At 45.6% G+C, this 21,918-nt stretch carries 24 protein-coding genes; 11 read left to right on the plus strand and 13 right to left on the minus strand.

The genetic code is table 11. The features are described 5' to 3' along the window. Positions 1–481: 481 nt before the first annotated feature. The 6 genes from QUA38_RS29315 to QUA38_RS10205 form a co-directional block, all read right to left on the minus strand. Positions 482–631 carry a Uma2 family endonuclease gene (locus tag QUA38_RS29315; RefSeq protein WP_445305044.1) on the minus strand — a complete coding sequence of 50 codons (150 nt, stop codon included), beginning with the start codon at positions 629–631 and terminating at the stop codon, positions 482–484. Between the two features lie 714 nt (positions 632–1,345). Continuing rightward, positions 1,346–1,585 carry a ShlB/FhaC/HecB family hemolysin secretion/activation protein gene (locus tag QUA38_RS29320; protein ID WP_445305042.1) on the minus strand — a complete coding sequence of 80 codons (240 nt, stop codon included), beginning with the start codon at positions 1,583–1,585 and terminating at the stop codon, positions 1,346–1,348. 1 nt (position 1,586) lies between these two features. Next, on the minus strand, positions 1,587–1,952 hold the full coding sequence (locus tag QUA38_RS10190) for a hypothetical protein (protein WP_333161393.1): 366 nt from the start codon (positions 1,950–1,952) through the stop codon (positions 1,587–1,589). A gap of 111 nt (positions 1,953–2,063) precedes the next feature. Then, the gene (locus QUA38_RS10195; RefSeq protein ID WP_333161396.1) at positions 2,064–2,474 is read right to left on the minus strand and encodes a hypothetical protein; all 411 of its coding nucleotides are present in this window, start codon (positions 2,472–2,474) and stop codon (positions 2,064–2,066) included. A 389-nt stretch (positions 2,475–2,863) separates the two neighbouring features. After that, positions 2,864–3,649, minus strand: a complete 786-nt coding sequence (locus QUA38_RS10200; RefSeq protein ID WP_015176249.1) for a PspA/IM30 family protein — start codon at positions 3,647–3,649, stop codon at positions 2,864–2,866. A gap of 199 nt (positions 3,650–3,848) precedes the next feature. Further along, positions 3,849–4,943, minus strand: coding sequence for a transposase (locus QUA38_RS10205; protein ID WP_333161398.1), 1,095 nt, complete (start codon positions 4,941–4,943; stop codon positions 3,849–3,851). Between QUA38_RS10205 and QUA38_RS10210 the strand changes: the two genes are divergently transcribed. Continuing rightward, positions 4,932–5,231: a hypothetical protein gene (locus tag QUA38_RS10210; protein WP_333161400.1), complete on the plus strand. Its 300-nt coding sequence runs from the start codon at positions 4,932–4,934 to the stop codon at positions 5,229–5,231. The two genes, QUA38_RS10205 and QUA38_RS10210, sit on opposite strands and share 12 nt — an antisense overlap. A 54-nt stretch (positions 5,232–5,285) precedes the next feature. Here the strand turns inward: QUA38_RS10210 and QUA38_RS10215 are convergent, their stop codons facing one another. Both QUA38_RS10215 and QUA38_RS10220 read right to left on the minus strand, forming a co-directional pair. After that, positions 5,286–5,990 carry a PspA/IM30 family protein gene (locus QUA38_RS10215; RefSeq protein WP_333069846.1) on the minus strand — a complete coding sequence of 235 codons (705 nt, stop codon included), beginning with the start codon at positions 5,988–5,990 and terminating at the stop codon, positions 5,286–5,288. A 144-nt stretch (positions 5,991–6,134) separates the two neighbouring features. Continuing rightward, a complete protein-coding gene (locus tag QUA38_RS10220) occupies positions 6,135–7,361 on the minus strand; it encodes an SPOR domain-containing protein (RefSeq protein WP_333161402.1) in 1,227 nt (408 codons plus the stop codon). A 496-nt stretch (positions 7,362–7,857) separates the two neighbouring features. On the opposite strand from QUA38_RS10220, the gene QUA38_RS10225 reads away from it, so the two are divergent. Further along, on the plus strand, positions 7,858–8,160 hold the full coding sequence (locus QUA38_RS10225) for a hypothetical protein (RefSeq protein ID WP_333161404.1): 303 nt from the start codon (positions 7,858–7,860) through the stop codon (positions 8,158–8,160). A gap of 229 nt (positions 8,161–8,389) precedes the next feature. Here QUA38_RS10225 and menB read toward each other — a convergent pair whose 3' ends face one another. Both menB and QUA38_RS10235 read right to left on the minus strand, forming a co-directional pair. Beyond that, entirely contained in the window at positions 8,390–9,223 is an 834-nt protein-coding gene (gene menB, locus QUA38_RS10230; RefSeq protein ID WP_333161406.1) for a 1,4-dihydroxy-2-naphthoyl-CoA synthase, read from the minus strand. Between the two features lie 307 nt (positions 9,224–9,530). Then, positions 9,531–10,127 (minus strand): TerB family tellurite resistance protein, encoded by a 597-nt coding sequence (locus QUA38_RS10235; protein ID WP_333161408.1) that lies wholly within the window; start codon positions 10,125–10,127, stop codon positions 9,531–9,533. Between the two features lie 75 nt (positions 10,128–10,202). On the opposite strand from QUA38_RS10235, the gene tadA reads away from it, so the two are divergent. The 3 genes from tadA (at position 10,203) to QUA38_RS10250 (ending at position 12,461) form a co-directional block, all read left to right on the plus strand. Beyond that, positions 10,203–10,703, plus strand: a complete 501-nt coding sequence (tadA, locus tag QUA38_RS10240) for a tRNA adenosine(34) deaminase TadA (protein WP_333161410.1) — start codon at positions 10,203–10,205, stop codon at positions 10,701–10,703. A 432-nt stretch (positions 10,704–11,135) separates the two neighbouring features. After that, the gene (locus QUA38_RS10245; protein WP_333161412.1) at positions 11,136–11,864 is read left to right on the plus strand and encodes a lysophospholipid acyltransferase family protein; all 729 of its coding nucleotides are present in this window, start codon (positions 11,136–11,138) and stop codon (positions 11,862–11,864) included. A 228-nt stretch (positions 11,865–12,092) separates the two neighbouring features. After that, positions 12,093–12,461, plus strand: coding sequence for a hypothetical protein (locus QUA38_RS10250; RefSeq protein WP_445305043.1), 369 nt, complete (start codon positions 12,093–12,095; stop codon positions 12,459–12,461). A gap of 181 nt (positions 12,462–12,642) precedes the next feature. Here the strand turns inward: QUA38_RS10250 and QUA38_RS10255 are convergent, their stop codons facing one another. Further along, positions 12,643–13,407: an ABC transporter ATP-binding protein gene (locus QUA38_RS10255; protein ID WP_333139323.1), complete on the minus strand. Its 765-nt coding sequence runs from the start codon at positions 13,405–13,407 to the stop codon at positions 12,643–12,645. Between the two features lie 9 nt (positions 13,408–13,416). On the opposite strand from QUA38_RS10255, the gene QUA38_RS10260 reads away from it, so the two are divergent. Beyond that, positions 13,417–13,623: a hypothetical protein gene (locus tag QUA38_RS10260; RefSeq protein ID WP_333161416.1), complete on the plus strand. Its 207-nt coding sequence runs from the start codon at positions 13,417–13,419 to the stop codon at positions 13,621–13,623. A gap of 105 nt (positions 13,624–13,728) precedes the next feature. Here the strand turns inward: QUA38_RS10260 and QUA38_RS10265 are convergent, their stop codons facing one another. Together QUA38_RS10265 and QUA38_RS10270 are read right to left on the minus strand one after the other, a co-directional pair. Next, the gene (locus tag QUA38_RS10265) at positions 13,729–14,409 is read right to left on the minus strand and encodes a Uma2 family endonuclease (protein ID WP_333161418.1); all 681 of its coding nucleotides are present in this window, start codon (positions 14,407–14,409) and stop codon (positions 13,729–13,731) included. A gap of 78 nt (positions 14,410–14,487) precedes the next feature. Continuing rightward, positions 14,488–17,298 carry a HEAT repeat domain-containing protein gene (locus tag QUA38_RS10270; protein ID WP_333161420.1) on the minus strand — a complete coding sequence of 937 codons (2,811 nt, stop codon included), beginning with the start codon at positions 17,296–17,298 and terminating at the stop codon, positions 14,488–14,490. Positions 17,299–17,825: 527 nt separating this feature from the next. Here QUA38_RS10270 and gor point away from each other — a divergent pair. The 5 genes from gor (at position 17,826) to QUA38_RS10295 (ending at position 21,618) form a co-directional block, all read left to right on the plus strand. Continuing rightward, positions 17,826–19,169, plus strand: a complete 1,344-nt coding sequence (gene gor / locus QUA38_RS10275; RefSeq protein ID WP_333161422.1) for a glutathione-disulfide reductase — start codon at positions 17,826–17,828, stop codon at positions 19,167–19,169. Positions 19,170–19,268: 99 nt separating this feature from the next. Further along, positions 19,269–19,805, plus strand: a complete 537-nt coding sequence (locus tag QUA38_RS10280) for an opioid growth factor receptor-related protein (RefSeq protein WP_333161424.1) — start codon at positions 19,269–19,271, stop codon at positions 19,803–19,805. Between the two features lie 274 nt (positions 19,806–20,079). Further along, positions 20,080–20,670 carry a sigma-70 family RNA polymerase sigma factor gene (locus tag QUA38_RS10285; RefSeq protein ID WP_333161440.1) on the plus strand — a complete coding sequence of 197 codons (591 nt, stop codon included), beginning with the start codon at positions 20,080–20,082 and terminating at the stop codon, positions 20,668–20,670. Beyond that, positions 20,667–21,113 carry a hypothetical protein gene (locus QUA38_RS10290; protein WP_333161426.1) on the plus strand — a complete coding sequence of 149 codons (447 nt, stop codon included), beginning with the start codon at positions 20,667–20,669 and terminating at the stop codon, positions 21,111–21,113. The genes QUA38_RS10285 and QUA38_RS10290 overlap by 4 nt, the downstream gene beginning before the upstream one ends. Before the next feature lie 19 nt (positions 21,114–21,132). Beyond that, positions 21,133–21,618, plus strand: coding sequence for a Spy/CpxP family protein refolding chaperone (locus QUA38_RS10295; RefSeq protein ID WP_333161428.1), 486 nt, complete (start codon positions 21,133–21,135; stop codon positions 21,616–21,618). Positions 21,619–21,918 lie beyond the last annotated feature (300 nt).

Below are 21,918 nucleotides of genomic sequence, written 5' to 3' on the forward strand. Positions count from 1 at the left end.
CTTACACCTAATATTTTGCCGCTCTCATTGTAGATATTACCTGAGAGCGCCATCCTTACAGCTATTGCTCGTTTGAGCTCTCTGGCATCGATATCGCTTTTAATGAAAGATTCTAATTGGGCTATTTCTTTGTCCATATCTTTTTGTGGAAGTTGTAAGTTATTCATTTTTTTTGTCATCCTCTAGTATTGCATATAATTGTACCATAATTATGATAATGATTTAGGATTGCTATATAGGGTTTAGCTTGACTAACCAGTAGATATTCACAAAAACTAGCCATAGAGCGATATTTTATCAACTTTTTACCTCAATCGTAGCCTTCATTAGAGGGGGAAATAACCTCAATAGTCAGTAAAGGATTGAGAAGTTTATCCGTGCGACTACTATTAAATTCCGGTTCGTCATCAATTACCAGAACATCGAGATAAGTTCCATGATTGAAGCTAGGAATCCAAATTTGTAAGTCTCCGTTGTAGGTTTAAAAAGTTGTGTCTTGCAGAGCCACATTAAGAAAAGTCGTAATTTCTACCGCAATACGGCTGTGAGCGGGGGAACCTCCTGGCATAGCGATAATCTCTCCGTTACAGTATTCGTGACTTTCTTCGGCTGTTTTCTCGATCCCCGGTATTGCTCTGGAGTAAAGCGAGTCTTTGTCGCATCTGGAAGATTTGGCGGGTTGGTTTGAGTAATAACCACGATCGCACCTCCTAAATAATTAGACTTTAAATAATTATGGCTTACAGCTAGATAGTTTTCCTAACCCGGAGGCGTTTTCCTGAATTCCCTTCAAATTTCATAAAGAACTCTTCATGCCTTTTTACGCTTCTGCTTCACAACCGCTAAATTCTCGCTTTCCTTTTATTTTTAACACTCAATTGCTTAGTAAGTGATGTATAATAATGCAAAGCAAAAAGCAGATTAATTCCAAAAAAAACCAAAGTTAAAACAAAGGTAAAAAAAGATGTAAATGACAGCCGGGAAGTCATCGTAAACATCGCCAAAATGATTGAGCAAAGCCCAAAACCTGCAGCAAAAGAACTTAAAAGCAGCAACCGTACCCTAGACATAGTTTTATTGAAAAATTATCAGTAAAATACACTTTTGGCACCTAACGATGAGTGCCAAATGATAATTATTACTATATAGCGAAATTGCTCAGTTCCGCCAATGACAAAACGACTGCTTTCCTCAAAAGGTTTGAATTATACAAAAAAATACAGCCCACGCTCTTGTCAACTCGTGTTGCTCGACTTAATACCAATCAAAGGAATTCCCCAGCCCAAGCTGAGCATTGCACCTTTCGCTGTACAGCCAGCGCAGGTGCAATCCCGCTGACAGCAAACTATTCGTTTCCAAAACCGCGCTTTCCCTGGGATTCCAAACATTGCCAAAATCCACAAACGGCGTCACCTGCAAAACTCCTTGTTTGTCGTCGGTGCGCTTGCATCGGATACCGCAACTCGCCTGAATAAAAAATCCCGCTATCGGCAAGCATTGCATCCTGATGGTAGCCCCGCAATGTGTCTGACCCTCCTATACCGAATGGTTCGATCGCCAAAAGCTCTGCCTCAGGCAATTTCACATCACCGCCCGCAGCAGCGTCTCAGGAGCCAACCACCGCACTTAATGTAATTCACCCCCGCCAAGTCAAAAATTGACTGTCTGAGCTGCTGCGGCTCACCGTACCGCCAAATGCTGCCATTCCCAGGAGTGAAATGCGATCGCGTCGCCAAGACATCTCTCTCTCCCCTTTGAGTAAAATCCTGAAACAGCCTCAGGACCGCAACCGGATTTCTACCCCGATTATCTGCTTCCGGCGACAGTGGAAAATCCTTTCGCAGCAAAGATGTATCGCTTTCTCGACTGCGGGTACCAATATTGATCGCGATTTCTTTTCTGGGATTTTGCACGATCGGCTCGCGGTAAATCAATTGCCAACTACTTCCCATCGATCAACTTTATCGTACCCGGAATCTTAGCAATTCTGCAGGCTGTGCCAGTGGGGGAACAGCAGGCGGCAAAAGCTGTTCGCCTGAAAGCAAGGGCTTTGGTGTCGCGGGTTATGGGAGAGGAGCCGGATTTGGCAGCCGCGGGTTAGGAATCGGAAATTCGTGTCTATTTTCTCCTCGGTTCGGCAATTGAGGGAGAGTTTCTGCAGGCTCACTTTGGGTCGATCGATCAAACTCCGGGATGCTATTTTCTTGCTCTTTACTGCCTCTATCTAATTCTGAACCAGAGTATAAATCACGAAGCCGATCGCGATCGCCTGCTGTTTCTTGATTTAGTTTTAATTGAGACAGTAAATTATCCTGTAAAATGGGCGCTTGCACCCCTGAGTCGGTAGTAACCATCGACTCGTTAACACTTAAAGCTGATAGCAGTGCGGGACAAATAGCTGCAATTGAAAAACCAAGTGCTAATGCTTTGAAAAACTTGATTTTACAAAAGCCTCTAGAAAATTGCACGGGCATGACAGATTAGCGATATTTGATAGTTATTTACACTTACGATCGGGCGCGGCCGACGCAATTGCAAGGAATAAAATTACTTTATCACTTTTTAGAGAGTTAATTTCTTAAATCAATATAAAGATAGTTGACGGCGCTCCTGTTTTGTGTATTCAAGAATTACTAAAAAACTCTTACCTCCCTAGCTAGACCTCTTGCAAGGAATAAAATTACTTTATCACTTTTTAAAGAGTTAATTTCTTAAGTCAATATAAAGATAGTTGACAGCAATCCTGTTTTGTGTATTCAAAAATTACTAAAAAAACTCCGACCTCCCAAGCTAGCCCTGTAGGTCGGCGGAGCATTCTATCAAACCTGCGATCTGAGAAATAGGTAAATTTTGATAGAGATTACTACATTTTATTGAGCTGCGATCGCAATTCTTCCAACTCAGCGTCAATCACCGGGCTCGACTCCGAACTACTAGCTGCTGCCGTTTTACCTGCTGCAGGCAATTGACCTTGAGACACAGAACCCCCGGTCAGTTGAGCTTTCATCTGAGCCAACTCGTCGTCAACATCACCACCGCTTTCGAGCAAGCGGAACTGTTCCTCTAAATTGCTGCTGCCGGCGGCCAATTCTGCCGACGCCCCCGCGCGAGCTTCAATCTGCAAAACTTTTTCTTCCATGCGATCGAAAGCTGCCATTGAACTGCCAGTATTCAAGGTGCCAATGGTATTGTTGAGCTGTTCCTGAGCTTTAGCAGCGGATATCCTCGCTTTGAGCATATCCTTCTTAGTCTTAGCTTCAGAAATTTTGCTCTCCAAACCGATCAAGTTGCGCTTGAGACTTTCCACCTGAGCCGATTGCTGATCCAGACTGGCTTTTAGCGTAGCAGCCGTTTCAGCGTGAGACTTTTTGCGAACTAGCGCTTCCCGGGCCAAAGTCTCGTCTCCTTTTTGCAGGGCTAGTTGGGCGCGCTGCTGCCACTGGTTAGACTGAGATTCAGCTTGATTGTACTGAGTCTGGGTACGCTTTTGAGTGGCGATCGCGCTGGCAACGGCCTGACGCAACTGCACCAAGTCTTCCTGCATATCCGTAACGGACTGTTCTAAAATCTTTTCCGGGTCTTCAGCTTTATTGACCAGATCGTTAAGATTGGCTTTGACGACTCGGCTAATGCGGTCAAATAATCCCATAATGCTATTTTTCCTGGGTGAGGTGTACGAAGTAGGCGGAAAGCAGGCTTGATAGCCCTAGCCCGCAGTTGTGAAATTCACTCTTGTCAGATTTTTAGTGCGATTTAGTTTTTGGCAATTTTTGCAGACAGATAAATCCAGTTTAAAGCGATCGAGTAAAGTGATGCAGGCAAGCTTATTCATGCACCTATCTAGTAAACTACCCGACACTCATGCTTTGCATAGAGTGCGGACTTTTAGTAGCCCTCAAGACAACTTCCTGCAAAGAGCAGGACATTATCTCGGAACCTCCGGGCAGGTTTACGATCTGCCCCAAAGTAGCAATATTTCTTGCTCCATTCACATCGGCATCGCCAATCCATCCGCATCGCTCATTCAGGCACTCAAACCGCTTACCTCGGCGATTGCCAATCACCTTGCAACAGTGACAAGTTTTCGAGGTATGGCGCGGATCAACCAGTCTTACATCAACGCCAAATTTCACGCCTTTATAGGTCAGGAATTGGCGCAACTGGTAGAACGCCCAACTATTGCTGCGTCTCCGTTCTGTTTTAGACCGTGGCAGTTCATTGGTACGCTCTCTGATTCCGGTCAAGTCTTCCAGGGTAATAGCCTGATTTGATGTCTTGGCTTGCTGGATCAGTCGATAGCTGATGGTATGGTTCAGCCATGTCTGGAATCTCCGTTCTCGTCCACTCAACCGTTGCAAAATCTGTCTCGCCCTTCTACGAGTAGACCTTGTGCCTTTGGACGCTTTACGCTGTAACGAAGCCAGTACACGGTTATATCTGTCTCTGGCTTGTGTTACCTGTTTGCCACTGAATTTCTCTCCAGCAGATGTACAAGCAATGTCTGTGCGTCCCAAATCAACACCCAAGACATCATCAGTCTTTTGTTTCTCTGGTGGCTCAGACTCAAGCTGAATGTTCAGATAAAAGCTGCCATCGTTGCGCTTTACCAAAGTTGCCGTTTTGGGGTCTTGTCCTTGCAGCAAGTGTTTTTGGTAATTACCAATGTGCAGCTTAAACTTTTCTCTGCCCTTGAGCATGGTCAAGCTGACCAACCAATCCGATTCGCGGAAGGTGAAAGTTCTCGCGTCGTAAGTGGCAGAAGTGGGGGCAAACTTCTTAACGGGCTTAACCTTTTGCTTTGCCGTTTTGCGATTAACGCAAACTCTACGAATTGCGTGAATCGTCATTTGAGCAGACAGCCCAGAATGCGATCGCGCTTCCTTGTAAATCAAGGACTGAACAGCAATCTGATTCGTCAGCTTTTCGGGTGTATGGGTGTTCACGTACTCACAGCATTTTGCAAAGGCAGTCAGTACCGCATTCAGCTTTTCAACCTGCTGCTGCGATACTTCCAATTTGCAGGAGACTGTAAGAACTTGGGACATTTTCAAACAGTGAAGTTTTGCTATTGTTATTGTAGCGTCTTGGCAGCTTTGGGGGTATCGAACCCCTCAATCTGCCGCGCATTCCTCCCGACACTCACCTTTGACGTAGAGTGCGGGACTCCTGCTATTCTAGTTGAGTTTAACTTCGATCCGGGAATTCCCCAACAGGCTTCGAGCCATCTCTAGCTAGGCTGTTGAGAAGTTTTTGCTCGTCCCTACTCTTGTTCTTTTGCCTGGGGTTCAGGATGCGGGCGGCTCGCTAGACGGCAATTTGGGTGTATTGTTGCCCGGAAGCATTTGTGCTTTCATCGCCGCCAACTCGGTATCCACATCGTCGGCACCTTCGAGAGAGAGAAACTTCTTTTCTAAATCATTAGTTCCGAGTTCTGCGATTGCTTCGGAGCGAGCTTCTAGCTGCATGACTTTTTCTTCCATCCGTTCAAACGCGCTCAAAGCACTGCCGGTACTGAGATTGCCCATCATTTCTTGAAGTCTTTCCGACGATGCGGCCGATCGAGCTCGGGCAATGTACATATCTTTTTTAGATTTTGCCTCGGAAATTTTACTTTCGAGAGTCCGCATATTTTCTTTAAGTTTAGTCACAACAGCGTTCTGTTGTCCCAGACTGGCTTTCATCGCCGTTGCCGTTTCTTGATAAGATTTCTTGCGCGTCAGAGCTTCCCGCGCCAAATTTTCCTCACCTTTTTGCAAAGCTAGCTGCGCCCGCTGATGCCATTCTGCTGCTGTAGACTCAGCTTGGGAGCACTGGCGTTCAGTGCGTTTTTGAGCTGCAATCGCTCCTGCCACAGCTTGTCTGAGCTGCACTAAATCTTCCTGCATATCCATTACAGCCTGTTCCAGAATTTTTTCGGGGTCTTCTGCAGCCCCGACCAAACTGTTAATATTGGCTCGAATCACTCGCCATAGGCGATCGAATAATCCCATTTTGCCAGTCTCCCGATTTTATTAAATTTTAGATTTAGGACTGGGAATTGACAATTACAAAACCAATTTTGTGTTAGACAAAACATTCCTCATTGTCTAGCTTTGTCTAACAATTTAGTTAAAGTTTTTCACCCTTTACCTAATTTATGGCTGATAGTATTGTGGCTTCACCCCTTTTTCTTGGAGTTCTTTCGCCAAACGTTCTGCTGAGGCAGGATCGTTCAAAGCCCCCATTTGGATCTTGACACCCTTTGAGAAGTTCCGCACGTAGGCATCGGGAACTGCGGTTCTGGCTTGCTGCAGCGATTTTTCGCCTGTGTAATCGGTGACAACGTAATAAAAACCGTCAGCGGCCCGTGCAGGCCTTCCCAGCGGGGATGCGGCGGCTGGCGATGCGGCGGCTGGCGATGCTGTCGCCGGGGATGTGGCTGCAGGCTGGCCTGGGGATGGTGTTGGAGGCAGTGTCGGCAGTGTCGGCACTGGCTGCGCGGCGCTGGGGCTGGGAGTGGGCAGCAAAGCCGTACTCAGATTGTTGAGTCCTTGTTCCCTGCCTCTGGCCAGGTTGCCGTCTTCTGTAGGAATCGGCACAGCCCCGCTGGGGCCCGGAGGCGCTGGCGGAGTTGGCGGGATTGAGGCTTTTGGTGACGGGGAAGGAATCGGGCTGACTGTCGGCTTGACATTGCTGAGAGTGCTCAAATCTAGCTCGACAAATTCTTTGGATACCAGATTTGGAGCTTTCGGCAGTTCCTTGGTGCTGGTATCTGAGATGGAAGTAGAGGCGGGACTGTCGTTTGGAGAGGATGAGGTGCGATCGAGAAAACGGTTCAGGCCTGCCATCTTAACCAGATTTGACGGGTACATGACTGCGTAGCCCAAAGCGGTGCACGACAGCAAAAACAGCAGCATCGAACTCAGTCCCAAGGGAGTTAACAAACTGGCGGCTAAACTTCGTTCTACCGTAGGCTCAGCTTTTGACTCGTCCAAACTTTCGATCAGTTTTTCGCTTGATTCGAGATAATTGTTGGGTGCGAAGACACTGCTAGATAATTTTGTGCCACCCCTGGTAGTTGCTAGCGGGGCATCGCCCTGAGTGCCGGCAAGGGATAGGGGCAGCGATAGCGGCTGCTGGCTTTCCTCCGCAGTCTCCGGCGCCAAATTTTGGGGTAGCTGTTGCTCGGTTGTGGCTGTTTGCTTGCCGGTACGAACTGAGGGCGACACCCACTGTTCTGCCCGCCGCCGGTGCCTTCTGTATGTTGTCAGTTCTGCTTCTAGGTTTACATCTAGACTCCCCAGGACTGCTTGCAAAGCAGGCTTGATTGGGGTTGAAGAAGATTGATGATTTGGGGATTCAACCGAAGAACGCTTACTCATTAGCAAAACTCCTATCGCCTCTGAATTAATAATGTTTTGATTGTAAAGATAAACAAGAAGCTTGAAAACTTGCCTATTTTATGATTAGCTACTTTTGGCGTCAATGCAACAGGGGCCCGATCGCCTGCTGTTATCTTTTCATTTTCATTTTAAGACTTAATTGTTGGTGTGTCCCGGAGGCAGCTTACCGAAACTCTCAGCAGCTTTTTGTATCCTGAGCTACTGCTTATTTGTAACCTCTCATACTTGTTGGGCATTTGTACTTTTTCTTGATCCCTAACTGCTTTATAAATTTTTAACCTGTGTTTTTACCTATACAATGAGCAAGCACAGAGCCAATTGTTTCTATATATAACGAGATTATAAATAAATTATAAAATTTAATTATGCTCCGGGGATCGCTACAACCCAGACAGCATAAAGCTTGGGATGCTCTAAAACCTGCTAGCTCAACAAAGGAGAATTAGAGATGAAAATGATTTCCCTAAGAACTTTTATGCAAACCTCATTAACTTCACCTTTAACTTCAGCTTGTGGTCACTGCCGTCACTATACCCCTGAGGGCAGACGCGGGGGTGTTTGCGCTTTACTAGGCGGCCCGGTTCAAAGTCACTGGAAAGCTTGTGCTTTAGCGGTTTCGCCTTTTAGGTCATCTTGGGAAAACATAGAAGAAATTGGACTGTGGCAAGAACCAACTCTGACGCTGCAGGATGCTACCGTCACTCTTTCTGAGCGCCATGCCTGCCAGCTTACAGGCACAACGTTAACCGAAAAATCGGCAGCAGCAGTCTCGGTCTAGTTAGTCGGCTGCCCTGCTGCTCACACCATTTTCGATTTTCGATTTTCGATTGGGAAATCACTGATCATTATCATGGTTTGGATCTGGGAAAGCAGTTTCATTCTTTTTGGGAACTGGTATCAATACTGACACTTTTGGACGATCGGGTGCATTGGGCTTTACTAAATCAGAAAAATCAGCAGCATCTACTTTAATATGAGCGCATAAAAAAACTGATTTCTCCATCCAGCTATGGCAGCCAAGGATATTGACTAAAATCAGGTTGCCGTTTTTCCAAAAAGGCTTGTTTGCCTTCGGCGCCTTCTTGCGTCATATAGTACAGCAAAGTGGCATTTCCCGCCAGTTCTTGCAAACCGGCTTGACCGTCGCAGTCGGCATTAAAAGCGGATTTCAAGCAGCGAATCGCGATCGGACTTTTTTCTAGAATTTCCGCAGCCCACTGAATCCCTTCTATTTCTAGTTGTTCGACGGGCACGACGCAGTTGACTAAACCCATTTCTAGGGCTTGCTGCGCGCTGTACTGGCGACACAAAAACCAAATTTCTCTGGCTTTTTTCTGGCCGACGACTCTGGCAAGATAACTAGCTCCGAAACCACCGTCGAAACTGCCGACTTTGGGGCCGGTCTGTCCGAAAATAGCATTGTCAGCAGCGATCGTCAAGTCGCAAATTAAGTGCAGAACGTGACCGCCTCCAATTGCGTAGCCTGCAACTAAAGCAATTACAACTTTGGGCATAGAGCGAATCAACTTCTGCAAGTCGAGCACGTTCAACCGGGGTATGCCACCTTCGTCTACATATCCCGCCGTACCGCGCACGCTTTGGTCGCCGCCGGCGCAAAAGGCGTATTTGCCGTCTGTATGAGGCCCCGCACCGGTGAAAAGCACAACGCCGATTTTTGTGTCTTCACGGGCATCTGTAAAGGCATCGCACAGTTCCTGCACGGTTTTGGGACGGAAAGCGTTCCGTTTGTGAGGTCGATTGATGGTAATTTTGGCGGTGCCGCCGCTTTTGTGATAGAGAATGTCTTCGTAGGTTTTGGCGGTTTGCCATTCAATTTGCATAATCAATCAATTTGAGATTTGAGATTGAGCTGGGTCAATCAAGGCAGCGACAAGTCGCTTTTAGATTTTAGAGGCATTCGGTTCAATGGGATACAAGGGTCGATCGACTCTTGCAAAAAAAAATAAAGCGGGGCTTAGGCAGAAACCAGGCTTTTTACGAACATACGCCGTGCAATGCTCTTGGTAGCGGTTAAACAACTCGGTTTTTGAGGGTAAGAGCGCCCAAGTACCATGTCAAATGGAAACAGCGTCAAATCCTCGAACTCCTCTCACTACTTTTACTGCCCCAAAATTTATATGCGCTGGATTATTTGCGGAGTAAAATACTCAGCAAGTGCTTTGCTGCTTTGCCAAATACCGGATCGCGGGACTCGAATTCGCTGGGGTCGAGTAAAGCTTGAACTTCGGCAAAAGCTTCTGAGTCGAGGGTTCCTTCTTTAGTAAATAAAGTGTCTATGACTGCAATGTGTCTGGAGTCGAGGCCGAGCCGATTTGCGATCGACTGTAAGTACATTTGCTCCCGCATATCGATGTGTCCGTCTGCCGCTGACATTTCGTAGCCGGAACCGATGAGCAACAGCTTTTCTGATTCTGAGAACAAAGCTGTCAGGGTTAGCAATTCCGTGGGGTTGAAGTAAACCTGCTGTTTCGAGATTCCTTTGACAAGGCGCTGAATTAGTTCTACCCGATCGCGGTCGCCGCTGGCAAAGGCTTTGAGAGTCTTTTGCAGCCGTTCTTCTTCTTCAACTGCGATCGTCCTATCAATAATCATCACTCCGCGCAGGATGGAAATCAGAGCAGTCAGAAACACTACCAAAGGAGTGATATCTTGTTCGCGCAGCTTTTGCCGACTAATGCGGCACAACAGCTCAACAATTTCAGTGGTAATCGTAGTGGTGTCCATAATTAAAGACTCTCGATTAAGCTGTAATGTAACTTTCTTTATCGATCTTAAGTTTTTCTGTTACTTAGGCATGACGTGAATTCTAAAGCTGAGCCATTATCTATTAGTGATACTACTTATTTTATTCACAAACGCTGGATGACTAGGGCTGTGGAACTGGCACAAGCAGCCGGTGATGCTGGTGAAGTACCCGTGGGTGCTGCAATTGTTGACGGTAGTGGCAAATTGATTGCCGAAGCGCAAAACCGGCGAGAGCGAGACTGCGATCCGACTGCTCACGCTGAAATTTTGGCTTTGCGGGCTGCGGGCAAAGTTTTGCAAGACTGGCATCTCAACCAATGCACGCTCTACGTAACGCTGGAACCTTGCCCGATGTGCGCTGGTGCGATCGTCCAAGCTCGGATTGGTCTGCTGGTATACGGAGCAGATGACCCGAAAACTGGCACGATTCGGACTGCGGCTAATATTCCCGATAGCGCGCATTCGTGTCACCGCTTAGAGGTGCTTGGCGGTATTATGGAGTCTGTTTGTCGCGATCAGTTGCTTTCTTGGTTTGAAGGGCGGCGGAAAAATTAACAGGTAAAATTTTTTACTTTCTTCGGGGGGAGGTTTAATCGAAATTGACGGAAAGCATCCAGGATACAAGCCCCCGGATTCATCCGTGGAGAAATAAAAAACCTGTATCCGATAAAGAAGCCCCCGAATTTATCCGTGGGGTCAATGCTTCAATTCTTTAATCTAAAATCTAAAATCTAAAATCTAAAATCGATTGACTCTTTAACTGGAATAATAGATCCGTAATTGCCCGCTCAAGCTTTCGAGGCGGCCGACTGCTCTGCATTAGTGCTGTCCGGTTGGTTGAGGTTTTACCTGTTAGAGATTATCTCTTGCGGGCGCGATCGCTCGATCGGTACAAGGCCAATAGCAAAAGTGTCCCGATCTAAAAACTAAAGATTTGGCCAACACCTTACTTTAGACTTTAGATCTCGATAAAGCAGCTTAATTGCTATGCCCCACACCGCCACGATCGCCGTTGAGTCCAGTAAATCATCTCTAGTGAAGCCAATGCCTGCCAAGGTAGCATCTAATACCTCTCGCGTTTCTCCTTGGTTAACCTCCTTGCTCTATCCGCTAGGTCACTATGTTGTCCTACCGTTTCATTTTGGCAAGATTGAGATAACCGGACAGGAGCACTTGCCGAAAGACGGGCCTGTCATCTTAGCCCCTACGCACCGCTCCCGGTGGGATGCCCTAATGATGCCCTATTCAACGGGACAGAAGGTGACTGGACGCGATTTGCGGTTTATGGTAACTGCTGATGAGGTCAAAGGAGTGCAAGGTTGGTTCATCAGACATTTGGGCGGGTTTGCTGTGGATCTCAAGCATCCGGCAATTGGCAGTCTCCGTTATGGGGTGGAACTACTCCTCGACAGGGAAATGTTGGTGATTTTTCCCGAAGGCGGCATTTTTCAGGATGGCGAAGTTCATCCGATTAAGCCGGGATTGGCGCGTTTGGCAATGCAAGCAGAGTTGAGCAAACCGGGTTTGGGGGTGAAAATTGTACCGATGAGTATCCGCTATCGCCCGCGCATTCCTCAATGGGGTGCTCAGGTAAAAATTGCGATCGGTTCTCCGATTTCCGTGGCGGATTATGCCAATGGTGGCGGTGGTAAAAAAGAAGCACGATTGTTGACAGCCGAGCTCGAAATGGCTCTTAAAAAGCTTGATGAAAGTTGAGAAGAAGGAAGTTCGGCAACGGATTCTGTAACGGATGTAACGGATGTCAGAAAGAAGGAAGTTCGGCAACGGATTCTATAACGGATGTAACGGATGTCAGTCCGATGGCAGTCGGAAGAAGGAAGAAGGAATTATGATATAATGTTTTCGGGTGCTGTTGAGAGATGCAGCACTTATTTGGCTGCTTTGTTATGTCTGTATTAAGTGTGAGCATTAATGGGTTGTGCTTTGAACTTTAAGCCTGGTCAAATTGTCAGTTTAGAATGTGGAGATGCGTGCCTGCATTCAGAGGTGATCCAAGTGGTTGAGGCACGTCAAGTTTGTTGGGTGCGCCCTTTAATGTTAGTTGTATTACTGTCAGGGAAGAATTTATCGGCGCAATGGTCGGAAGACTACACTTTATCCGATTTGCGCGATGGTGCTGATTTGCTGTGGCCGGGAAGTTTGTTTCGGGCTGCGCTGGATACCGAGGTAATTTCGCTGTTGACTCAGTTGCAGTCTCTGGACTCTGAGAAAAAGGATGGTGCGATCGCATCTCGGCAACTTAGAGATTTTGTCGATCGAGTTTGGGAAGCTTTTCCCAGTGCTTTTCATTAAGCAGATATCTGGCGTTTTGTCTATTAGTCCGCCAGGGGTTGAAAACCCCTGTCTAATAGCTAAAGCCCTCTTGGATAGAAATAATACTCTCTTGATTCTTCAGTCCGCGTACGCGGACTTCCTTTGTCTAGAAGCGATTTCAATCGCCCAATTTTCTTTTCGCTTTTCGCGGACTATTATCCTAAAATACAGCGTGTGAAAGCTCTTCGGGATTGAGATTATTGTGAATAACTTGACCGTCGCGGAACCAGACAACGCGGCGAGTTTGACGCGCCACTTCGGGTTCGTGCGTTACCATAACAACAGTCATTCCGCTTTCGTTGAATTCGGTAAAAATATCCATTACTTCTTGAGTAGTTTTTGTATCCAATGCACCTGTAGGTTCATCAGCCAGCAACAACACGGGACGGTTGACAATAGCCCTGGCGATCGCAACGCGCTGCTGCTGTCCTCCTGATAGTTGATTAGGTCTGTTTTGCAGCCGACTTTCTAGGCCTACTTTTGTTAAAGCATCTACTCCCCGTTCGCGTCTTTCTGCTGCGGGAATGCCGGCATAAACCATCGGTAACATGACATTTTCTAAGGCTGTCAATTGAGGCAACAGGTGAAATTGTTGGAAGACAAAACCTAATTTTAAATTGCGAATTCCGGCTAATTCTGATTCGGGCATTTGGGCGACATCTACGCCGTCTAAGTAGTAACTGCCGCTCGTAGGTCGATCGAGACAGCCGATAATATTCATAGCTGTAGATTTGCCGGAACCCGACGCGCCCATAATCGAGCAATATTCTCCTTGTCTTACCGTCAAGCTGACGCCGTTTAAGGCGCGAACTTCCAGGTCGCCAATCCCGTAAACTTTTGTTACCTCTTCCAGACCGACAACAACGGGCTTTGAGAGGACTTGCGGGTCTAGGTCTTGGTATGTATCGGTTTGTAGTTCAGGCATTTTTTTTCTGTGCGATCGACACAACTAACTACTAAGTTAACACTTCTTATCGGTTTTGGCGGCTGGAGTGGCGATCGTTTGGACGCTAATTTTAGTATCAGGCGTCATTGCAAATGCAGCGGATTGGAGTCAACCAATCCCGAAGAATGGAGATTGCTTCGCGACTTTAAACAAGTCGGACAAGTTGTAATTGTGGGAGTTACACAAGGGTGGTGAGAAACCGGGTTTTTTCACGAAAATCATTCCCTACAGCGCGCATAAACCATAAAAAACCCGGTTTCTGTGGTTTATGCGTAAGCCCTAAATTAAACAATTTGTCGCTTAAATGCTTTCAGGATCGATGTTCAATTCGCGCAGTTTTGCTGCCAAACGTTCGGCCCTTTGAGCTTCTTGTTCGGCCCTTTGAGCTTCCTGTTCGGCACGCTGGCGGTTTAATTCCCCCTGTTCCTCCAATTCCGCATAGGAAAGAAACCTTTGTCCATCGGGTCGATATATTTCTAATCCAGCTTCTCCCAACTCAAATCGTACTCCCAATCTCGGACTTACCCAGCCCTCAATCGGCTCAATTAATTCTAAGTTTCCTTCAATTCTTTGCCAACCGCTCAAATCGTTGTTTTCGGGATCGTAAAGGTAATATTCATCGACTCCATAGCGATTGTAAAATGAAAGTTTTTTGTACATTTTGGTTTGTCTGTCGTTGTGAGAGCGAATCTCAAACGCAACTTGGGGAGCAATATTATCTTCGTTAAATTGCAGGTAGGAACGTCGATCGCCCTTTGGTCTGCCAAATATTACCATAACATCCGGTGCTTGAGAAATATCTGGTCTACCTTCAACTGGATACCACAGTAAATCGGCTGCTACAAACACGTTTGGGTCGTTTTTAAACAGCGATTCGCAACCTTCTTTGATTTTGACAATTAATTTGTATTGAATTGTGCTATCTGCCATTGGTTGACCGTCGCTGCATGGATAAATAATTTCTTCGGTCGTGACTTGCATAGTGGTTGTCTTCGAGAACTATTTGATATTAATTATACTATTTTCTGAAAGAGCATAATTTGTTGATAGTTTTTTTGTTTAGATTATAGTCTCTCTAATTAATTTTGCCAATTGTTTCAGGGAAAAATTGCGGACTTGTTTATCTGGATCGTTGGCAAATCTATCGCGAAGTATTTCTAAAGTTTGTGGGCGATCGGAGTATTGCTTGACCATGATTTCAAGTGCTGCTTTTCTAGGATTATCTTGGAAGTTAGACTGAAGTTCAAAAGGATCATTGATAGCTATATCGCACAAACATTGAAATATTGTTAGGTCATTTTTCCACCCCCGTGCTAATTCTTGGACTGCTGCACATCGCACAGCCGAATTATCGTCAGATTGAGCGCATTGTTTGAGCCAAGGTAAGGTTTCGGGGTCATCTTTCCATCCCCGTACTAATTCTTGGACTGCTGTTTGTCGCACAGCCGAATTATCGTCAGATTGAGCGCATTGTTTGAACCAAGGTAAGGTTTCGGGGTCATCTTTCCACCCCCGTGCTATTTCTTGGACTGCTGCACGTCGCACAGCCGAATTATCGTCAGATTGAGCGCATTGTTTGAGCCAAGGTAAGGTTTTTGGGTCATCTTTCCAAGTTGCTGCTACTGCTCCTAGTGCTTGAGTACGAATTTCCCTAACTAGATTGATATTTTTTGTATCACGAAAAGTATAGTCATTTAGGTCATACTTGGTTAACTCTTTTAAGCGTTCAAGCAATTGACTCTCAACCCCAGCAATCTCTTTTCTCTCCCTCACCTCATTCAAACACTTCGCTGCCAAAAACAGATTGCTGAACTTTTGGGCTGCCCCATCCTGTTCAATCAAAAACTCAATCACTTCCCCTGTAAACTTTACCGCAATCAATCCCGCAATCAAGCACAAAACTTCCTGCCAAGATTCATCATCCCAGTGCTTGCCAAAAACATCGGTTTTCAACTCCTCCAGTGAAATTTCTTGTGTCTTCTGAAACCTTTCCACCACCTCCGACGCACAGAAATATTCCAAAAAAGTCCGATGCACAAACCCATAAGTATCCGCACCCAAATAACATAAAATAAAGTTGCGAGTTCGCAGTTGGTTAATTATCAACTTTGCCCGCTCTTTCGGTCGATCGAAATCTTTATTCTTCAGATATGCTGTGAGGGTATTCTCCAAATCTTCCGCACTAATAATATTGCCAGCTAAGCCTTCAGGTGCTGCTTGCATTTTGTAAGCGACTCGCCGCAGCATTTCTTGCTTATCTTTAGCATCAATAGTTTTCGGATCGAGCCTGCTATCCTCTACTAAAGACCTTTCCACATCCCATTGATAAAGCAATACCCGCGAAGCTTGATTGTAAAGTTCCGCCCTGTCTCTCGGCAATTCTTGCCCGCGATTTAAAATCGCCATAATCGTCAACAATAACGGATTACCCGCTAAATCTCGAATCGTTGATGAATACGCTAATGCTCTTTTCATGCGATCGCGAATTCGCGCTTTTTCCACAGCATCAGTAAAAGTTAATTCGTGCCAGCGGCGAACAAAATCCTGAATTTGTTCGGCGTTCAAATCTTGGAGAATAAAGTGATGAAACTCTGCATCTTGCAACCGTTGAGGTTTGTAACCAATAATCCGAGACGTGACAATCACTCGCACGCGGGGATACTCATTGGTAAACCGATGAATCGCCGTAATTACATCTTCTCGTTTCCCGGAATCGAAAATTTCATCTAACCCGTCAAACATCACCACAGCGTCGCCTGCTTTAAGCTGTTCCTGCAATTGATGCTGATTCAAGTGACAAATTGAACCGGGACTTTGATGAAAAAATTCGAGGAAATTCTTGCAATGTCCTGATTCCCCGCTGCGAATGTAAGTCCGCAATTCTATTAGCAGCGGAATCGGCTGAGATGTCACGCTATTTAAGGGCGATCGCGCCCAGTTTAATGCTAAATATTGTAAGAGAGTAGACTTGCCAGAACCCGGATCACCTAAAATAACAATGTAGGGATACTTTTGCTTGTCATTGATAACATCTAACACCGATACGATCGGCTGAGAAAAATAACCGCGCCGATATTTCTCTAAATTTTCTAGATCGATCGCGTCTAATTGATTGCTGTCTTGCAGCCGCCGTTGATGTTCTTTAGGAATTTCGTAAGCTTGGGGCAGAAATGATTCGTAAATCGATCGCACATCTTGGAAAATAAAGATTTCCCAAACCTTCAGCTTTTCCCGATAATCGTAGGTATTGGGATCGACGCTGCTTAAATTGAGATTGCTGTAACGCTCGCACAAAGCTTCTTGATATTGCCTCAAGTCAAATGCCGGGATAATCCCCGCCGTTTCTTGAGTATTTTTCTGAATGCTATCCAGATTTTGAGCACTCAAGATATCGCGCAAGTCTTTTGAGTCAAAAAGAATTTCTTGAACTTCTGCGAGATACTGATTGGCGATGGTTTGCCACTTAAATCTTGTTGGTAAAGGAGTTAAATCTAGTTGATCCCAGGTTTGTTCGAGAAGTTCTGCATCTAGAGATTCGCGATCGCTCTCAAAAGCCTTGCCCAAAATTTCCTTAACAGACTTGTTATTGATAAACTGTTTAACATCTTTAATATACAGCTTTCTTTGCTCTGGGGAAAGTCCGCCAATTTTCAACTGCTGTTCCACCAACTCCACAAACTTTGTGATCGCTTTGCCCGCTGCGACTTGTCGGGGGTCTTTTTCGCCAAAAAATAAGACGTTTTTTAGGGAATCTTTAAAAAAATCTTTTACCAAATCCTTCGCGCCGTCTACTGCCAACTCTTCTAAGATGGGTTTGACGAGAATGCCAACTCCCTGCGCCACTCCCCAGATAACAAGCCACTCGCTCATAAAGCTAGCCCGATAATTAATTTATGTTGATAATATAGCAATTATCAAGGATTGATGAAATGATCAAAAACTGTAGGGTAATAATCTCCCGTGATTGGCCCGATAGGTTAGGGTAGTATCAGTCTTCTATCGCTGCGCTGCGATTAGCCCTGATCCCGCCTGATTGTTGCCCCCTACTACCCCTTAAAAATCGGGAAGAGCATCAAAGTTGCGCTTTTTTACAAGAATTTACGGGAGTTCGACTCGGCTATAACGAGCGATCGACAATTAGCTCTTTTATTTGTGGCGGCGGCTAGAAAATAGTTATATTTTTATATGTTTCTGGTCGATCGCTTGTGTTATAATCTAATAATGGAAGTGTGAGTAATTTTAAAATTAACGTATAATATCCTATTATTTAATAATACCATATCAATCGCAAACAGTAAAGTAGTGGCTCCCCAAAAAAAACAAAAATTTTTTGAGATATCATTAAGAAAAGTAAAGCGTAAAATTGGTAAGTGGGCGATAAGAAGGTACAGACAATTATGACATACGACTACGACTTGTTTGTGATAGGTGCGGGTTCCGGCGGATTGGCGAGTTCCAAGCGAGCAGCATCCTACGGCGCAAAAGTGGCGATCGCCGAAAATGACTTAGTAGGCGGAACCTGCGTAATTCGCGGCTGTGTCCCCAAAAAACTCATGGTGTACGCCTCCACATTTTCGCACCTTTACGAAGATGCGGTGGGCTACGGTTGGAGTCCAGTAGAAAGCAGCTTCGACTGGGAAAAACTTGTCACCACCGTAGATGCAGAAGTGCGGCGGCTGAGCAAACTGCACATCAGCTTTCTTGAAAAAGCCGGAGTCGAATTAATCTCAGGATACGCCAAATTTATTGACCCCCACACCGTCGAAGTTGGTGACAAAAAATTTACCGCCGCCAAAATCTTAATTGCAGTCGGCGGAGAAGCACAAAGAGTCCCAATTGTCGGCATCGAACACGCGATAACCTCTCGCGAAATCTTCCTACTAAAAGAGCAGCCAAAACGGTTGGCAATTTGGGGAGGAGGCTACATTGGCGTCGAATTTGCTTGCATTATGAACGGGTTGGGAAGCCAAGTAACTCAAATCATCCGCCGTGACTTAATTTTGAACGAATTTGACACAGAAATTCGCACCAACGTGCAAGAAGGAATGATTAAGCACGGAATAAACATTTTGACCGAAAGCTCAATCAACCACATTGAGAAAACCCCAGAAGGCTTAAAATTAACTCTGTCGGGAACATCCGAAGAAACGCTAATAGTAGACGCGCTGTTGTGCGCTACCGGGCGTCAGCCTAATTTAGACAAATTGGGTTTAGAAAATGCGGGAGTAGAAACAGATAAAGGTGCGATCGCAGTTACGAAAGACAGCCGTACCAGCCAGCCACACATTTTTGCTGTCGGAGATTGCACCAACCGGATTAATTTAACACCAGTTGCGATCGCCGAAGGACGCGCTTTTGCAGACACTGAATTTGGCAACAATCCGAGAGCAATTACTCACGAAAATGTCCCCTCAGCGGTATTTTCCCAGCCGGAAGCGGCTACAGTCGGCTTAAACGAAGTGCAGGCTAGAGCAAAGTTTCCCGACTCAATTAAGTGCTACACAGCCAAGTTCCGGCCGATGTTTCACGCTTTGACAGGTGCAGACGAGAAAACTTTTGTCAAGTTAATCGTTGAGACTAATACTGACAGAGTATTGGGCGTGCACATGGTTGGGAAAGACGCGGGCGAGATTATTCAAGGAATGGCGATCGCTGTTAATATGGGAGCTACCAAGAAAGACTTCGACGCGACTATTGGCATTCACCCATCGACTGCTGAAGAGTTTGTTACTCTGCGGTAAAGCAGGGGAAGCAGCCGGGGGTTTAAACCCCTGGCTAATAGCTAAATTAGGTTAAAACCGACTGAACAGCATCTTTTTGATGTTTTGTATAGCAGATTAATGAGTAATTCAACCAAACAAAACAAAATTTTAGCATTCTATCTCGGTCAGCAGCCTGATTCACAAGGTCGGGCGATCGAGGATATTTGGTCGTGGGATTACCAGAAGCTGGAATCCGTGCACAATTACATTCAATGGCTATTTCCCCTGAGAGAAAAGAGCCGCTTTAATTCCAGTGCTCCTACTTTAAATGATGAGGTGATTCAAGCTTTTAGAACAAGTGAAGAGTTGAGAAATCGCTTAGTCCATTCGTTCAAAGTCATGCTGGCATTTTACGGGTTGGAATGCCGCGAAGGGGAAAACGCAGAAATTGTAATTGCCAAATCGGCCGAATATTTGTCAAGAAAAAGAGAGTGGATTGAAAAATTTAATCACAACTACCTGCGGCTGACTAGGATTATCACAAGTTTGACAGAGCTGGGATTGAAAAATTACGCTTTAGCTCTTTTCAAATGTTTAGATGAGATATATAATGAAGACCAAAAAAATATTGGTTTAGAAACTTATACTTATTGGAAAAATGCTGTAAATAGTTAGAACCGATCTTGGGGACTGGTCGCTATAGTCAACCCTACGGCCCACAAGAAAACTTAATTTTTGTGGAACGGGTCGGAGAACTTGTTCAGACCCACGGCTCTCAATCTGCTGTATGGGTTTTGGAAGAGGCCGGAAAGCCTGTTACTGACCTTGGTGCAGTTTTCCGCCCCAGACCGATTAATGCTCAAAATAATATTTTAAATAATTTGAACCTTTTTCGAGATCGTCCTGTCTAAACACTTCAGATAACGAACTGGTGGGGGAGACTTCACAGGTGTTAGGTGTGTCAGCCAATGTTTTAACCGATGACTGTTCCGACTCGGACTTAGTTGCTCAATGTTTAAAGGGCGATCGCACTTGCTTTCGCTACCTTTACCAACGCTACCAACACAAAGTCAGGTCAACCCTTTATCAACTCTGCGGCCCGTCGCTTCTTGACGATTTAGCACAAGAAGTATTCTTGCGAGTCTGGAAAGGATTGCCCAAACTCAAGCACCAGGAAAACTTTTCTACTTGGCTTTATCGAATCACTTGGAATGTGGCTTCCGACCAAAGACAAGCATTTGCTAAACAGCATTCTTTTGACTCCCAACTCAAAAATCAAGAAACAATGGATCGGGTTATTCTTAAAGATAACACATCGGACTTGATGCAGTTGCACTATCAAGATTTAGTGCAGCGGGGGCTGGAGCAATTGAGCTTTGAACACCGCAGCGTTTTGGTGCTGCACGACTTAGAAGACATCCCGCAAAAAGAAGTAGCCCTAATTTTGGGACTGCCTGCGGGAACCGTCAAATCTCGCGTGTTTTATGCCCGAAATGCTGTGCGGCAATTTTTGCAAAAAGAAGGTGTCAGCGAGCTATGAATAACCCAAGCAGCGACCAAGAGTTAGTTAATTTCTTGAAGCGACATCGCCCCAATATTCCTGAAGCTGTACCAGATTTAGAGCAAAAAATTCTAGCAGCAATCGAAAGTAACCAGGCGAGTGTTTTCCATGAAATCCACCGCCCAAAAACGCGATTAAGTGTCTCAGCTAAGTCTGAGGACAGCTTAAAAATATCCTCTGTTTCTAAGTGGGCTTTATCGTCTGCGATTGCTGCTAGCCTGCTAGTTTTTTGGTCTGGCTACCGTCCGCTTGAGACTGCACAATTGCGAGATAAGGAAACTGCTCAACTAGAAGCATTTTTAGTTACTAACTGGGAGGGTGTACTTCATGATTCTCCCCAAGAAAGTATGACCGATCGCTCACAAACAGACTGGTTGACTTTCAGCCCTGCTGCTGACAGTCAACCGCCAACAAATAAGTAATATCAAAGAGGCAATTTTCATGTCAATTCGTCGTATATCTGCCCTAGCCGTTTTAATGCTGACTCTCGGTAGCACAGCCGCAGCAATAGCAGTTCCTAATCCCCTAGAACCCGAAACACTTGCACAAAATCAGCGACCAAATCGACCTGCGGGCAAGGAAGGTGGGATGTTCGAGAAACTGAATTTAAGCGCAGATCAAAAGCAGCAAATGCAGGCAGTTCGCGATCGCTACAAAGACCAAGTTTCCCAGCGGATGCAAGCAGTCCGCCAAGCCCGACAAGAATTGGAAACAATGATGTCGGGCATGGCAAATGCTAGCGAAATACGCGAAAAACACCGTCAAATAGTCGGATTGAGACAGCAGTTGGAAGAGGTGCAATTTGAAAGTACACTGGCAATGCGAGAAGTCCTCACTGCCGAACAGCGCAGCCAATTAGCTCAACTGATGCAGCAGCGCCGACAAACGGCTAGAAATAGGATGCAAAATGGTCAAAAACCGCAGTAGTTGACGAGGATTTTTGAGTGAATCGCCGGGTGTTTACGCACTCTGCGATTCATTAGTTCAAGCTCCCAATCTGGGAGCTTGAACTTTTGCAGGTAAGCTATAAATTGGAGTTTTGAGGCAGGAGTTAGAAGGAAACAGGAAGAAGAAAGAAGTCATAAGAAGTGTTTTTACAAATATGAGATGCTTTCCCAGATTCATGGAGTAAATCTAAAATCTAAAATCTAAAACCGAATTACCCCTCTAGCTGGGGCGAAACGTTAGCTTTCATGCTGGTTCCGTCGCCTAATGTAAAGGTGTGGG

Source organism: Microcoleus sp. Pol12B4 (genome assembly GCF_036701385.1).
In the GTDB taxonomy this organism is placed as follows: domain Bacteria; phylum Cyanobacteriota; class Cyanobacteriia; order Cyanobacteriales; family Microcoleaceae; genus Microcoleus.

Coding starts and splice junctions, on each gene's coding strand:
- menB (WP_333161406.1), bottom strand. CDS start 9,223: ATGCAAATTGAATGGCAAACCGCCAAAACCTACGAAGACATTCTCTAT.
- QUA38_RS10195 (WP_333161396.1), bottom strand. CDS start 2,474: ATGCCCGTGCAATTTTCTAGAGGCTTTTGTAAAATCAAGTTTTTCAAA.
- QUA38_RS10215 (WP_333069846.1), bottom strand. CDS start 5,990: ATGGGATTATTCGATCGCCTATGGCGAGTGATTCGAGCCAATATTAAC.
- QUA38_RS10225 (WP_333161404.1), top strand. CDS start 7,858: ATGCAAACCTCATTAACTTCACCTTTAACTTCAGCTTGTGGTCACTGC.
- QUA38_RS10210 (WP_333161400.1), top strand. CDS start 4,932: ATGGGTGTTCACGTACTCACAGCATTTTGCAAAGGCAGTCAGTACCGC.
- QUA38_RS10280 (WP_333161424.1), top strand. CDS start 19,269: ATGAGTAATTCAACCAAACAAAACAAAATTTTAGCATTCTATCTCGGT.
- QUA38_RS10290 (WP_333161426.1), top strand. CDS start 20,667: ATGAATAACCCAAGCAGCGACCAAGAGTTAGTTAATTTCTTGAAGCGA.
- QUA38_RS10200 (WP_015176249.1), bottom strand. CDS start 3,649: ATGGGATTATTTGACCGCATTAGCCGAGTCGTCAAAGCCAATCTTAAC.
- QUA38_RS10295 (WP_333161428.1), top strand. CDS start 21,133: ATGTCAATTCGTCGTATATCTGCCCTAGCCGTTTTAATGCTGACTCTC.
- QUA38_RS10265 (WP_333161418.1), bottom strand. CDS start 14,409: ATGCAAGTCACGACCGAAGAAATTATTTATCCATGCAGCGACGGTCAA.
- QUA38_RS10245 (WP_333161412.1), top strand. CDS start 11,136: ATGCCCCACACCGCCACGATCGCCGTTGAGTCCAGTAAATCATCTCTA.
- gor (WP_333161422.1), top strand. CDS start 17,826: ATGACATACGACTACGACTTGTTTGTGATAGGTGCGGGTTCCGGCGGA.
- QUA38_RS10220 (WP_333161402.1), bottom strand. CDS start 7,361: ATGAGTAAGCGTTCTTCGGTTGAATCCCCAAATCATCAATCTTCTTCA.
- QUA38_RS10235 (WP_333161408.1), bottom strand. CDS start 10,127: ATGGACACCACTACGATTACCACTGAAATTGTTGAGCTGTTGTGCCGC.
- QUA38_RS10255 (WP_333139323.1), bottom strand. CDS start 13,407: ATGCCTGAACTACAAACCGATACATACCAAGACCTAGACCCGCAAGTC.
- QUA38_RS10270 (WP_333161420.1), bottom strand. CDS start 17,298: ATGAGCGAGTGGCTTGTTATCTGGGGAGTGGCGCAGGGAGTTGGCATT.
- QUA38_RS10190 (WP_333161393.1), bottom strand. CDS start 1,952: ATGGGAAGTAGTTGGCAATTGATTTACCGCGAGCCGATCGTGCAAAAT.